At 42.1% G+C, this 13281-nt stretch carries 16 protein-coding genes; 4 read left to right on the top strand and 12 right to left on the bottom strand.

Features of this window, described 5'->3' with window-relative positions; translation table 11 throughout:
• Positions 1-101 precede the first annotated feature (101 nt).
• From H1R16_RS06200 to pdxA, 8 genes are all read right to left on the bottom strand, one after another.
• Positions 102-851: a glycosyltransferase family 2 protein gene (locus H1R16_RS06200; RefSeq protein WP_181887857.1), complete on the bottom strand. Its 750-nt coding sequence runs from the start codon at positions 849-851 to the stop codon at positions 102-104.
• On the bottom strand, positions 851-2089 hold the full coding sequence (gene rocD / locus H1R16_RS06195) for an ornithine--oxo-acid transaminase (RefSeq protein WP_181887856.1): 1239 nt from the start codon (positions 2087-2089) through the stop codon (positions 851-853). The genes H1R16_RS06200 and rocD overlap by 1 nt, the downstream gene beginning before the upstream one ends.
• Positions 2090-2207: 118 nt before the next feature.
• On the bottom strand, positions 2208-2705 hold the full coding sequence (locus H1R16_RS06190; protein WP_181887855.1) for a hypothetical protein: 498 nt from the start codon (positions 2703-2705) through the stop codon (positions 2208-2210).
• A 126-nt stretch (positions 2706-2831) separates the two neighbouring features.
• On the bottom strand, positions 2832-4184 hold the full coding sequence (gene accC / locus H1R16_RS06185) for an acetyl-CoA carboxylase biotin carboxylase subunit (protein ID WP_181887854.1): 1353 nt from the start codon (positions 4182-4184) through the stop codon (positions 2832-2834).
• A gap of 87 nt (positions 4185-4271) precedes the next feature.
• Positions 4272-4754: an acetyl-CoA carboxylase biotin carboxyl carrier protein gene (accB, locus tag H1R16_RS06180; RefSeq protein ID WP_181887853.1), complete on the bottom strand. Its 483-nt coding sequence runs from the start codon at positions 4752-4754 to the stop codon at positions 4272-4274.
• 125 nt (positions 4755-4879) lie between these two features.
• The gene (gene rpmF / locus H1R16_RS06175; RefSeq protein ID WP_181887852.1) at positions 4880-5083 is read right to left on the bottom strand and encodes a 50S ribosomal protein L32; all 204 of its coding nucleotides are present in this window, start codon (positions 5081-5083) and stop codon (positions 4880-4882) included.
• Positions 5084-5109: 26 nt separating this feature from the next.
• The gene (locus H1R16_RS06170; RefSeq protein WP_181887851.1) at positions 5110-5631 is read right to left on the bottom strand and encodes a YceD family protein; all 522 of its coding nucleotides are present in this window, start codon (positions 5629-5631) and stop codon (positions 5110-5112) included.
• 140 nt (positions 5632-5771) lie between these two features.
• A complete protein-coding gene (gene pdxA, locus H1R16_RS06165) occupies positions 5772-6863 on the bottom strand; it encodes a 4-hydroxythreonine-4-phosphate dehydrogenase PdxA (RefSeq protein ID WP_181887850.1) in 1092 nt (363 codons plus the stop codon).
• 106 nt (positions 6864-6969) lie between these two features.
• Here pdxA and H1R16_RS06160 point away from each other — a divergent pair, with 106 nt between their 5' ends.
• Genes H1R16_RS06160 through H1R16_RS06150 form a run of 3 tightly spaced genes read left to right on the top strand, consistent with a single transcriptional unit; the run spans position 6970 to position 9708 of the window.
• Positions 6970-7566, top strand: a complete 597-nt coding sequence (locus tag H1R16_RS06160; protein ID WP_181887849.1) for a riboflavin synthase — start codon at positions 6970-6972, stop codon at positions 7564-7566.
• Positions 7553-9007: a sensor histidine kinase gene (locus H1R16_RS06155; protein ID WP_181887848.1), complete on the top strand. Its 1455-nt coding sequence runs from the start codon at positions 7553-7555 to the stop codon at positions 9005-9007. The genes H1R16_RS06160 and H1R16_RS06155 overlap by 14 nt, the downstream gene beginning before the upstream one ends.
• Complete coding sequence (locus H1R16_RS06150; RefSeq protein ID WP_181887847.1) at positions 9007-9708, top strand: tRNA1(Val) (adenine(37)-N6)-methyltransferase; 702 nt, start codon at positions 9007-9009, stop codon at positions 9706-9708. Before H1R16_RS06155 ends, H1R16_RS06150 begins: the two co-directional genes overlap by 1 nt.
• Positions 9709-9730: 22 nt before the next feature.
• On the opposite strand, the gene H1R16_RS06145 is transcribed toward H1R16_RS06150, so the two are convergent.
• The 3 genes from H1R16_RS06145 to H1R16_RS06135 form a co-directional block, all read right to left on the bottom strand.
• The gene (locus H1R16_RS06145; protein ID WP_181887846.1) at positions 9731-10441 is read right to left on the bottom strand and encodes a cell division ATP-binding protein FtsE; all 711 of its coding nucleotides are present in this window, start codon (positions 10439-10441) and stop codon (positions 9731-9733) included.
• Between the two features lie 139 nt (positions 10442-10580).
• A complete protein-coding gene (gene rpmH, locus H1R16_RS06140; protein WP_076385307.1) occupies positions 10581-10739 on the bottom strand; it encodes a 50S ribosomal protein L34 in 159 nt (52 codons plus the stop codon).
• A gap of 165 nt (positions 10740-10904) precedes the next feature.
• A complete protein-coding gene (locus tag H1R16_RS06135; RefSeq protein ID WP_181887845.1) occupies positions 10905-11579 on the bottom strand; it encodes a hypothetical protein in 675 nt (224 codons plus the stop codon).
• Between the two features lie 283 nt (positions 11580-11862).
• Between H1R16_RS06135 and H1R16_RS06130 the strand changes: the two genes are divergently transcribed.
• The gene (locus H1R16_RS06130; protein WP_181887844.1) at positions 11863-12870 is read left to right on the top strand and encodes a DHH family phosphoesterase; all 1008 of its coding nucleotides are present in this window, start codon (positions 11863-11865) and stop codon (positions 12868-12870) included.
• 33 nt (positions 12871-12903) lie between these two features.
• Here the strand turns inward: H1R16_RS06130 and H1R16_RS06125 are convergent, their stop codons facing one another.
• The gene (locus H1R16_RS06125) at positions 12904-13269 is read right to left on the bottom strand and encodes a DUF1304 domain-containing protein (RefSeq protein ID WP_181887843.1); all 366 of its coding nucleotides are present in this window, start codon (positions 13267-13269) and stop codon (positions 12904-12906) included.
• Positions 13270-13281 lie beyond the last annotated feature (12 nt).

Genomic DNA, 13281 nt, shown 5'->3' with positions numbered 1-13281 from the left:
AAGAAATTTTAGCGGATATGTGCCCGTAGAGTGGCGTTTCAGATTTAGCACCCTCAATTTATGCAATAGTACAAGCCAGGATTTACATCAAACAGGAAATATCATGATTTCTTACGCAGGTATAGTTTTATATACTTAAGGAATGCGTAGTAGCTTGTGGTAACCGCAGCATACAGCCCTATAACACCATCCAGAAATCCAAGTTTAAAAATGTAATCCTTTATAAAAGTAAACCACGGAGTGAAGACGATTTTTATTATCCCCACTTTTTTCCCCGCCGAAACATATTTTTCTGCCATCAGCGTGGAGTAGCGGTTAATCTTATCAATATGCTGACTGACGCTGTGATAGGTATAATGGTTGATCCTGCCATTCAGGGTGGATATGCGGCCGGAAGTGAGGAATTTTTCGTGAACTTTATCATCAGAGTATTCCCCAAAACCGTTGCGGAAAAATCTTTCCCGGCTTACAGAACCCCAACCGCCATAACGGAGATGTTTCCCCAGCAGGATGTTGTTGAATTTTAGTAGATAAACATCAGCATTACCTTTGCCTGCGATGATTTGTTTTATAGATTCTTTGGCCTGCTCATCCACCACCTCGTCTGCGTCAGGGAAAAGGATCCACTCGCCGCGACACTTGCTCAGGGCAAAGTTTTTCTGCTGCCCGTAGCCTTTGAACTCATTGCTGATAAATGTTACAGAGGGATGCTCTGAGGCAATCTCCTTTGTACGGTCCGTGGAATAGCTGTCCACAATGATAACCTCATCAGCAATATCGGCCACTGTTTTTAAGAAGCGGCCGATATTCTTTTCTTCGTTAAAGGTGATGACAACTACCGACAGTTTCATTACCTCTTATATTCCAGTACTGTTTTCTTGATAATGGCCAGACATTCCGTCAGCTGTTCCTCGGTAATCACCAAAGGTGGTGCAAGACGGATGATATTGCCATGAGTTGGTTTGGCAAGAAGTCCGTTTTTCATAAGGTCTACACAAAGGTTCCAGGCGGTAGGAGAGTCCTGGGTGTCATTTATGATGATGGCGTTCAGTAATCCTTTTCCGCGTACACTTACGATGAGGTCTGTTTTTGTAATGATTTTTTCGATTTCATCACGGAACCTTTTCCCCAGTTTTTCAGCTCTCTCAGAAAGGCCTTCATCTGCCACTACATCCAGAGCCGCCATTGCTACAGCACAAGCCATTGGATTTCCACCAAATGTAGATCCGTGCTGTCCCGGCTTAATAACGTTCATGATGTGGTCATCAGCAAGTACTGCAGATACAGGATACATTCCGCCGGAAAGTGCCTTGCCCAGGATCAGGATGTCAGGCTGAACACCTTCGTGGTGACAGGCAATTAACTGACCTGTTCTTGCAATACCGGTTTGTACTTCATCAGCAATAAAAAGAACGTTGTATTTTTTACAGAGTTCCAAAGCTCCTTTTAAGTAACCGGCATCCGGAACATAAACTCCAGCCTCGCCCTGAATCGGTTCCACAAGAAATGCCGCCGTAGTCGCCGACTGGTCCTGAAGGATTTGCTCCAATGCCTCCAGGCTGTTATAGGGGATCTTTATAAAACCTGGTGTAAAAGGACCGTAATTGGTGCTCGCATCCGGATCGTTGGAGAATGAAACAATTGTGGTGGTACGGCCGTGAAAGTTGTTGTCACACACAATGATCTGTGCCTGGTTTTCCGCGATGCCCTTAACTTCATAGCTCCATTTTCTGGCAATCTTTACGGCTGTTTCCACAGCCTCGGCACCTGAGTTCATTGGCAGCACTTTATCGAAACCAAAAAGTTCAGTGATTTTCTTTTCGTACTCGCCCAGTTTGGAATTATAGAAGGCACGTGAGGTAAGAGCCAGTTTAGAAGCTTGGTTTACCAGTGCTTCCACAATTTTAGGATGGGAATGACCTTGATTTACAGCAGAATAGGCTGAAAGGAAATCGAAATATTTCTTTCCTTCAACATCCCAGACATATACACCTTCGCCACGGTCCAAAACTACCGGCAGGGGGTGATAATTGTGTGCGCCGTATTTCTCTTCAAGCTGTATATAGTCGCTGCTGTTCATTGTATTCATCGGTCCTTTAAATTTTAGCAACAAAAATAGGGAATTATTTTCAAGTGCCTGCTGAACATATCCAGACTGTAAGCTGCATTAAAGGGGAACATGGTGCGCAAGGCTCACGTTTTCATGATCAGTCATACCAATACTCTTTCAGTACGGGTACCCCTGCTTTTATAAATGCCCGCTGTATCGCAGTGCCCAGGTCTTCATTCTGCTTTTCATTGACCAGATAAAGGAAAAACAGGTTACCCATTATCTTTTCGGCTTTACCCGCTCCTTCAGCACTTCTGTATGAAGTGGTGGTGACCAGGCTGTCACCGGTCTCCAAAATGATATTGATATCCTTTCCAACCATTTTTACCACGCTTAAAGGTACTTCCTGTCTTATAATCCAAACGCCCTCCAGGTATGGACTTCGTTTTTCGATTTCCAGTGACAGAATATTGTCCTTGCTGATTTCGAAAGGCCGGACGATGCGGATTGTATCCCCATTAAATTGCGGTGATTTCAACTGATTTTTGACTTCCTTCTTCAGTTCCCCGTTCAGGATTTTCAACAAGGTATGTTGCTGTGCGTGAGCCGCAGCCGAAAATATTAGGAAAAGGAGAAGAACAGTGAGTTTGCGCATAGCTAAATTTCCTTAAAAGTATTCAAAAAAAATATATGCTACGACAATTTCTCTTTTCTTCCCTAAAAATTTTACACAAAAAAAACCTGCAAAAATGCAGGTTTGTTTATCTTAATTAGGTCGTTATTAGTGGTCAAATTTCTTCTCCATCACAAAATCTTCCATGAACTTTGTGGTGTAGTTTCCGGCCAGATAATCTTCGTTTTCCATAAGTTGTCTGTGGAAAGGAATGGTTGTCTTCACTCCTTCAATATAGAACTCCTCCAGGGCACGTTTCATTTTGGAGATCGCTTCTTCCCTGGACTGTGCAGTTGTGATTAGCTTAGCAATCATTGAGTCATAATTGGATGGAATGGTATAACCTGCGTACACGTGTGTGTCTACACGGATACCGTGTCCTCCCGGAATGTTAAGTCCCGTAATCTTGCCCGGTGAAGGTCTGAAATCGTTGTAAGGATCTTCCGCATTGATACGGCATTCAATAGAGTGCAGTTTCGGGAAATAGTTGATTCCGCTGATAGGTGAACCCGAAGCCAGAAGAATCTGCTCACGGATCAGGTCATAATCTACCACCTGCTCGGTAATAGGATGCTCTACCTGAATACGCGTGTTCATTTCCATGAAGTAGAAATTTCTGTGCTTATCTACCAGGAATTCGATGGTACCTACACCTTCGTATCCAATATATTCAGCAGCTTTTACCGCAGCTTCACCCATTTTCTCACGAAGTTCATCGGTCATAAACGGTGATGGAGTTTCCTCGGTAAGTTTCTGGTTTCTTCTCTGTACGGAGCAGTCTCTTTCGGAAAGGTGACAGGCTTTGCCGTACTGGTCGCCTGCAATTTGGATTTCAATATGCCTTGGTTCCTCAATCAGTTTTTCCATGTACATCCCACCATTGCCAAACGCTGCAACAGCTTCCTGGATGGCAGATTCCCAATGCTCCTGAAGGTCTTCTTCCTTCCACACTGCTCTCATACCTTTTCCGCCACCACCTGCGGTAGCTTTAATCATTACGGGGTAGCCCACTTCCTTGGCCAGCTGAACTGCATGCTCGTAAGAGTCAATGAGGCCGTCCGAACCCGGAACACAAGGAACACCAGCTTCCTTCATTGTTGCCTTTGCATTGGCCTTGTCGCCCATACGGTCTATCTGTTCCGGTGTGGCACCTATAAACTTAATTCCGTTTTTCTGGCAGATTCTGGAAAAATTGGAGTTCTCAGAAAGAAACCCATAACCCGGATGTATTGCATCTGCATTTGTAATTTCGGCAGCTGCGATGATGTTTGGGATCTTAAGATAGGAATCTTTGCTCATGGCAGGTCCAATGCAAACGGCTTCATCTGCAAACCTAACATGGAGGCTGTCCTTATCCGCAGTGGAATATACAGCAACTGTCTTAATGCCCATTTCCTTACAGGTGCGGAGAATACGCATGGCAATCTCGCCCCGGTTGGCAATTAATATTTTTTTGAACATCTTTTGATTTTAAATTTTAAATTTTGAATTTTAAATTATTTCAAATGTCTTAGACATTGAAAATCTATAATTTACAATCTAAAATTACTAAGAAGGGTCTACTAAGAACAGAGGCTGATCGTACTCTACAGGAGTAGCATCATCTACAAGAATTTTCACGATTTTTCCTGAGATTTCGGATTCTATTTGGTTGAAAAGCTTCATTGCTTCAATAACGCAAACCACTTTTCCGTTGGATACATCGTCACCTACATTTACAAAAACATCTTTATCAGGACTTGGTTTTCTGTAGAAGGTACCAATCATTGGAGATTTGATGGTAAGGTATTTACTGTCATCAGATGCAGCCTCAGCAGGTTTTTCAGCGGCAGCAGGTGCGGCCTGTGGAGCGGCTTGTGGAGCAGGCGCCTGGCCCTGGTACATTGCAGGTTGTGAGATATAGCTCACTGTGTCATTTCCTGCTAGAGGAGTTTTGATTGTAATTTCAAAATCCTTTGTTTTATACTTCACTTCGGAAACCTCTGCTTTTGATACAAATTTAATGAGGTTCTGTATTTCTCTAATGTCCATAGTTGATGTTTAATTAAGGTTCCAAAGATACCAATTTTTAAGAAAACACAACAAAAAACCACCCGAAAGTATTATAATCGAGTGGTTTTTTATGTGAAACAGAAGTTTTGCGTTAAGAATTGATCTTAAGCTTCTTCAGTAGTTTCTGTAGTTTTTTCCATTACTACTTTTCCTCTGTAGTAAAGTTTTCCTTCATGCCAGTGAGCTCTGTGATACAGGTGAAGTTCACCTGATGCAGCGTCTTTAGCAAGCTGAGGAACTTCTGCCTTGTAGTGCGTTCTTCTTTTATCTCTTCTTGTAGACGACTGTCTTCTCTTTGGATGTGCCATTGCTAATAATTATTAATTATTCTATGTTAATTTTTATCTTTTAATTTTCTCAGGGCCTCCCATCTTGGGTCTGCCTCCGGTTCTTTTTCCACTTCTTCCTGCGGTTTGTATTTCTCCAGGTTCTCTATATCCTCATCGGAAATATTGGGTGAAATTTTCTTCATCGGAATTGCCAGCATTACTTCTTCATAAATGAACTGCGCCACATTAAATGCATGATCATTTCGCGGAATCGTTATTACTTCTTCCTCGCTGTCGTCATACTCCTCGCCAAACTGAACCAGAAGCCGCATCTCACTGGATATCGGATGATCAAACTGATCATTGGTGATATCGCAGGTCAGGTTTACGGTTCCTGATGTGGTAATCCAGAATTCCAGAAAAGTGGTGTGCTTTTCCATTAAAACATCAGCCACCAGTTTTGGATCTGTAAATTCCTGTTCCGTGTCAAACTGCTGAAAGAACTCCTTATCTATCTCAAACCGGAAGTTATGCTTTCCGTTTTTAAGGCCGGAAAATACAACTTCATATTTTCTTAGCTTCTCCATAAAATGAGTGTGCAAAAATATGCATTTATTTTTAATTAGCAAATATATTTCAACCAATGTTTAATTATAGGCTGATCTTTTGTAATCCGTTCAAAATTAAAACGGTACCCTGTTACCTGCATGCACCAAAAACGGTCATGCTATCTTGCGGAATCTTTCGGCAGATCTTCATCAACACCATTGTCTGCCGCAGCCCGTTTGGGTTTTAAACGGGACTCCATGAGGGTTTGGTATTCCGAACGGTTCTTGAAAATCTTTACCGCCGCAAAAATTGCTTCCCGGAAACTCTGTTCATCCGCTATGTTCTGTCCCGCTATATCATAAGCTACGCCATGATCCGGTGAGGTGCGGATAAATGGCAGTCCTGCCGTGTAATTTACCCCGTCGGCATAGGCCAGCGTCTTAAAGGGAGCGAGTCCCTGGTCGTGATACATAGCTAACACTGCATCGTAGTTGCGGTACTTTTCCGGCTGGAAATAACTGTCAGCCGGGAAAGGACCAAAGGCCATAATTCCGTTGTCAAATATCTCAGCGATTGCCGGCTGTATGATTTCAATTTCCTCTCTGCCGATCTGGCCACCGTCACCGGCATGAGGATTAAGTCCCAATACCGCTATTTTAGGTTTCTGGATCTGGAAATCCTCTATCAGACACTGGTTAAGAAGTTTAATCTGTTTCTTTATGCTTTCTTTAGAAATGCTGGATGCCACCTGCGACACAGGGATATGGTGAGTTGATACTGCTACCTTAAGGTCATCGGTTACAAGGAACATAAGTCCTTTTTTGCCGGCTTTTTCTTCCAGATAACCCGTATGACCAGCATGAGCAAATCCCTGCTTCATCATCTCGTCCTTATTGATTGGTGCAGTTACCAGCACGTCTATCTCATTGTTAAGTAATGCGGCTGTGGCAGCTTCCAGGGAATCTACCGCCATTTTAGTGGATTCTTCCGTGGGTTTACCCAGTTCTACATTAACATTGTCCTTCCAGAGGTTCACCATATTGATCTTTCCGCCCTGAGCTTCGGAGACCTCGTTTATATAATTGAAAGTTTGCTGAAGTTTAAATATGTTTTTCTGATAAGTAAAGAGTTTTCCGGACGCAAAAATTATTGGTGTAAAAAAGTCAGTGATGCTTTTGTCGTTCAGTGCCTTCATTATGATCTCGGGACCGATACCGTTAAAATCACCAACCGAAATTCCCACCCGCACTTTATGTTGTTTTGAACTCATATCACTATCTTTGGATTTGTTTAAAGGTTACAAATTTATAAATTTAAGAATAACTTTCTGTATTAATATACAGACACTTTAACATCATTCAATAACACTTCATTTTATGTTTACAGGCATCGTTGAGTCTACCGGCACCGTGGAAAAAATTGAAACCCAGGGCCGAAATATCCATTTTACAATGAGCTGTGTATTTGCTCACGAACTGACCATAGACCAGAGCGTTGCCCATAATGGCTGCTGCCTCACGGTTGTAGACTTACTGGAAGGGGGTTATGTAGTGACCGCCATAGACGAAACCCTTAAGAAAACCAATTTAGGCAGCTGGACCGTAGGTACAGAGGTAAATCTTGAGCGCTGCATGCTGATGAACGGCCGTCTGGACGGGCATATTGTTCAGGGACATGTGGACCTTACTGGCAGACTTATTGCAATGGAACAGAAAGACGGAAGTTATGTGCTCACCTTCGAATATGACGCAGGCAGTGATTTCATAACCGTTCCGCAGGGTTCAATTACCGTAAACGGAATCAGTCTTACAGTTGCAGACAGCGGCAACAACCGTTTCTCAGTTGCTTTGATCCCCTATACCTGGAATTTTACCAATATGAAAAACTTGAAAGTCGGCGATGAAGTCAATCTTGAATTTGACATCATCGGAAAATACATAGCCAAACTCACAGCCAAGCATGCCACTCAGTAAATATAAAGGTTACAGTCTTCGAAACAGGGTTTTCTGGGGTTTTATTGTAGTTTGTATTCTTAGCATGGCGGGTTCGTCCATGCTATCTTATTTTCTGCTTAAGAATAATGCACAGGAGCAGAGCCGTACGGACATGCAGAATAAAACAAACAGCCTGATGGCGGCCCTGGACTACGCGGTAAGTCAAGCTCCTGTAAGTACAGAACAGATTCCGCAAGTCCTGAAGAATAAGATCCTCGAAATTGCCGATATTACCAATCAGGATATTATCATTTATGATCTTCAGGGTAATTTTTTATTGTCCAACAGAGAAAGTACTTTGGTTCCACAGAAAAAAATTCCACAAAATATTCTGCATTCTGTAATCACCGGAAATAAAAGGGTTGATGTACCAGAATTTGACGCGACCATTGGTGCTAATAAAACATCCTCTTACACCATTTTTCAAAACAATTCGCTTGAACCCATCGGTATTGTGTATTTTCCTTATTATCATAATGAGAGTGCGCATCTGGATATTCTGAATAAGTATCTTAAGTATATGCTTTTGGTAAACCTCCTTGTAATTGCCTTCAGTATCTGGCTTAGTTGGGTGATTTCCAAGCATCTTACTGATGCTATTTCCAGATTTTCAGAAGTGATTACCCGGATAACCATCTTTGATAAAGAAATGCAGCCGATTTCTTATTATCAGAATGATGAATTGGGAGCACTGGTAAAAGCGTATAATAAAATGATTCTGCAGATTCAGGACCATAAGGACCGCCTTGCCTTCAGTGAGAAGGAAAAAGCGTGGCGTGAAATGGCGAAACAGGTCGCGCACGAGGTGAAGAATCCGCTGACTCCAATGAAGCTCACGATACAGAATTTCGAACGTAAGTTTAATCCAGATGATCCTGACATCAGGGACAAACTTAAAAAGATGAGTTCTTCCGTTATTGATCAGATAGACATGGTTGCTACAGTTGCAACAGCATTTTCCCAGTTTGCGCAATTACCGGAAAAGAATAATGAAACCTTTCACCTCAATGCAGAAGTGGACTCGATTCTCAGGATCTTTAATAACGACCGCATTTTTGTGCACAGCAACCGGGCTGATATTATGGTGAATATGGACAGAATTTACCTGAACCGGATTATAACCAACCTGATTACAAATGCTAAGCAGGCTGTAGAAGATACCGCTGAACCCATTATTAATGTGGACCTGGAGCAGTTTAACAAAAGGGTAATTATTTCTGTGGAAGATAATGGTGTCGGAATTGACGAAGGTATGCTGGAGCGGATTTTTGAACCAAGTTTTACTTCCAAAACCTCCGGCATGGGACTTGGCCTCACGATGGTACGCCGGATGGTCGAAGATTATGGCGGAGTTATTACCGTAAAATCTGAACTTGGCAAAGGAGCAAAGTTCACCATTTCTCTTCCTACAAATCTTTAATGAAACCTTTCCGATTCCAAAATTTTATGATCGCCCAGCAGACCGGCGTATTCCGTGTAGGTACAGACGGAGTGCTTCTGGGAGTTTTGGCTAGTATCAGCGAAGCAGAATCTGTTCTGGAAGTCGGCACGGGTACGGGCCTGATTCCTTTGATGCTGACACAACGAAATATAAAGCTGACGGTCACTGCGCTTGATATTAATCCTGAAGCAGTGGCGCTCGCAAACGGTAATTTTCAGAATTCTTCTTACGCAGACAGACTTGAAGCCGTTCAGGCAGACTTTAAAACGTTCCGGAGTAAAACGCGTTTTGATCTTATTATTTCCAATCCACCTTATTTTGAAGTTAATGATTCCTCTAAAGATGTCGTTGCGCGTCAAACAGTGGAGATGGACGCTGTTACACTGCTGGACCGTGCAGGAGAACTGCTGAAAGATACAGGCTTGCTATCTTTAATTATACCGGCCGACCAATCTGCCGGGCTTGAAATCAAAGCAGCTAAATTACAATTGTATTTGGTCCGGAAAGTAAACGTTTTTGGTATTACAGGCGGACCCGTTAAAAGGCATGTGCTTGAGTTCTCCAAAAAAGAAATTCCCGCAATTGAGCAGGAATTTATAATCGAAAAAAGTCCGAGGGTTTATTCAGAACAGTATCTGGACGCGACCCGGGATTTTCATGTGTTCGGTAATGGAAGCTAAATAGAAATTAGCCGGCCGGATTTTATTCAAACAGTTCAGCCGTGTCCAGTACGGAAACGTTCCCATCTTCACAGCGGATAGCCTCACCCGGAAAATTCTGAATCATATGATAATCATGCGTAGCCATTACAACTGCTGCATGATTTTCCACAGCGACTTTCTTAAGGAGGGTCATAATTTCATTAGACGTTTCGGGATCCAGGTTTCCTGTAGGCTCGTCGGCGAGAATTAGTTCAGGATGATTCAGCAGAGCTCTGGCAATTGCCACACGCTGCTGTTCACCGCCGGAAAGTTCGTGCGGCATTTTATGCTTCTTGGTTTTCATACCCACACTTTCGAGCACCTCATTTATACGGTCGTCCATCTTTACTTTATCCGTCCAACCTGTAGCCTGTAAAACGAACTTCAGGTTCTTTTCAACCGTACGGTCCGGCAGCAACTGGAAATCCTGGAATACAATACCCAGACGTCTGCGTAGATCGGGAATTTGTGAGGTACGCAGTTTGGCCAGGTCGAAACCGGCCACGCTGCCTTCGCCGCCAGCCAATGGGATATGTCCGTAAAGTGTTTTCAGCAGAGAACTTTTACCGGAACCTGTTTTACCGATCAGATAGCAGAATTTACCTTTCTGTATATGAAGGTCCACCATCTTGAGTACAGTAAAGTTTTTCTGTGCAATGGTAGCACTGCTTAGATTAATGATGTTTTCTCCGGTTTCGTGTCTGTGCGGCATTTGTCAATAATTGAATTTGAATAATGTCCAAAAATAAATAATCCTGTACTGTAATCCTAAATTTTTGGAAAAGTTTAACAACAAAAAATGCCTGAAAAATTTCTTTTTCAAGCATATAGGTGATGTAGAGATACAGAAATTATCTCTTAGCGCGCTGAGCACTAACTGTCAGGCTTTTTCTGCCTTTCGCTCTCCTTGCAGCAAGTACTCTTCTGCCGTTAGGCGTAGACATTCTTTCTCTGAAACCGTGCTTGTTTCTTTTCTTTCTTTCTGATGGTTGGAATGTTCTTTTGCTCATCGCTAAATATTTTTAGTAAATACTATCTCTTATTTTTCAGATTGCAAAGATATGAAAGTTTTTATTGTCTGCAAATTAATTTAGAAAGTTTGTTGGAACGATCAGATAAACTATTGTAAGATTTTTTTCTTAATCCTTTCCTCATTATCATCATTCCTTCCTGCTTTAGTCTACAGTTCTTCGCTTTATATACACTTCCAAACCAATCATTGCATTGGTATAGATCCCTGGTTTTTTCGAGAAATTAAAATTATTACCCCATTTTGTAGGGTCGTTATTGTATCGTGTATAGGTAAGTCTGTCTTTATAATTGGTTAATCTAATCGCTGGACCAACCTGCATATCGTGTTTTTCTGTTGGCAGCCATTTTATACTCACCAGGGCTCCCTCGGCTGGAAAGAGAATGTTAAAACGTTCAACATTAATTTTAAATGATCCTTTTTTTCGGGATGTTGGCGTGAAAATGATCTGTTCAGTGTTCAGTTTCTCTAAAGGTTTACCTGTTAGTGAATCCACTATATAAAAATTTAGTTCTAGGTTTGCTAAGGGTAGATTTTTAGCAGATTTATGTAGGAATAGTATAACATTACTAATTCTGCCATTTTTTCCCGAAGTATTCTTAAATATTAAGCCTAACTCATATTCAGCATTAGGGTTTACTGTCGCCAGTTTGAAATTAATCTCCTGCTTTAAACCATATGAATATTCAATTTTTTCATAATCTTTACTGTTAATTGTTACGGCTTCAATGTTGGTTGCACTTAAAGTGTCACATTCTGCTTCTTGGGTATAGCAAACCGCACTGTGCAGGAAAAGCAGTATTAAAAATATTTTGTTCATCAATATTATTGTAAGTGAGGAAATCAGGGGGTATTACCATCGGTTACCAGGCAGTTCAACTCCGCACGGGAGATGTTTGTTATTAACTTGATTTAAAGTTATGAAAATCCCTGCTAGTCGAGTGGATGAATATATCTGCATTTCTCCAAATTAAGTTAATTGTAGAATTTTTTTCATTTCTTTATTTTTATTCGTTTTGGGAGAGTCATCGGCTTGGTGAAAATCAGGGCGCTAAAGGTGAAGGCAAAAGCCTTATATTTGTGCCCTAAAATTACATTTATCCATGTTCAGTCCTTCAGAAATTTTAGAGATTAAAAATCTCCTTGTTCCCGAAAATAAAATTGTTATTATTACCCACTACAACCCCGATGGCGACGCTGTAGGGTCCAGTTTGGGTCTGAAGCATTTTCTGAAACAGATGGGTCTGGAGGCCGATGTAATTGTGCCGAACGATTTCCCGAAATTCCTGAAATGGATGCCGGAATCCAAAAAAATAATCATTGCCGATTATAAGCGCAAGATCGCGGGTGAAGCCATTTACAATGCAGATTTGATCTTCATCCTTGATTTCAATGCCTCGCACCGCAGCGGTAATCTGGTAGGACCCTGGCTGGAGAAGGCAAAGGCAAAAAAGATACTCATTGACCATCACCAGCAGCCGGATGACTTTGACTTTGTCTATTCTGATGTTACGGTTCCTGCAACCTCGCAGATGATATATCATTTCATTCAGGCTTTGGAGGAAGAAGAAAAAGTGAATGTGGACATCGCACAGTGCCTTTATACAGGCATCATGACCGATACCGGCGGATTTCGTTTCCGGTCCACCAGTGCGACCACGCACCGGATTATTGCCAACCTGATTGAAAAGGGTGCTGATCCTGCCATGATTACCTCCAGCACCTGGGACACGAACACCGTTTCGCGACTGCATTTGCTCGCCCTGATTTTAGGCCGGATTGAAGTCGTAAAAGAAGGTAAAGTGGCCATTCTCTGGCTGAAACGTGACGAGTTAAAGCAATATGGTTTCCAGAAAGGCGATACCGAAGGTTTTGTAAATTATGGTCTCAGCATTATGGGTACACAGGTTTCCGCATTTTTTATGGAAGATCTGTACGAGGATTTCATCAAAATATCGTTCCGGTCAAAAGATGATGTGGATGTGAACCAGTTTTCAAGAAATCATTTCAACGGAGGTGGACACATTAATGCAGCCGGGGGAAAATACATGAAAAACATCGAAGAAACTATCGCAGACTTTAAAGAGAAAATTGAGGCGGAAGACTTTTAAGTAACTCCGCCCTAAGTTCCTCGCTTCTACTTTTTATTTCAGGAGCAGTATGGCAATGGCAATGATCGCAGGCAAAGCCTGTACAAAGAATATTTTACGTGAGGCCGAGAAGGCTCCGTACCCTCCCGCTACCACAACACAGCCTAAAAAGAACAGCGCCACATTCTGCGACCATATCTCATCGGCAATAAATAAAGACCAGATAAGCCCGGCTGCCAGAAATCCGTTGTACAGTCCCTGATTGGCTGCCAGACCTTTAGTCGGCGTGAAAAGATCCTCACTTAATGCACCTTTAAAGGTTTTCCGGCCCAGTGTTTCCCAGGCAAACATTTCCATATAAAGGATATAAAGATGTTCCAGGGCAACGAGTGCGATCAGGATCTTGGACAGGATTTCCATAGTGTAATGTTA

Origin of the sequence: Marnyiella aurantia (genome assembly GCF_014041915.1) — a bacterium.
GTDB classification, from domain to species: domain Bacteria; phylum Bacteroidota; class Bacteroidia; order Flavobacteriales; family Weeksellaceae; genus Marnyiella; species Marnyiella aurantia.
Note: the sequence above shows the minus strand (reverse complement) of the source record. Positions and strands in the feature narration are given on the sequence as shown.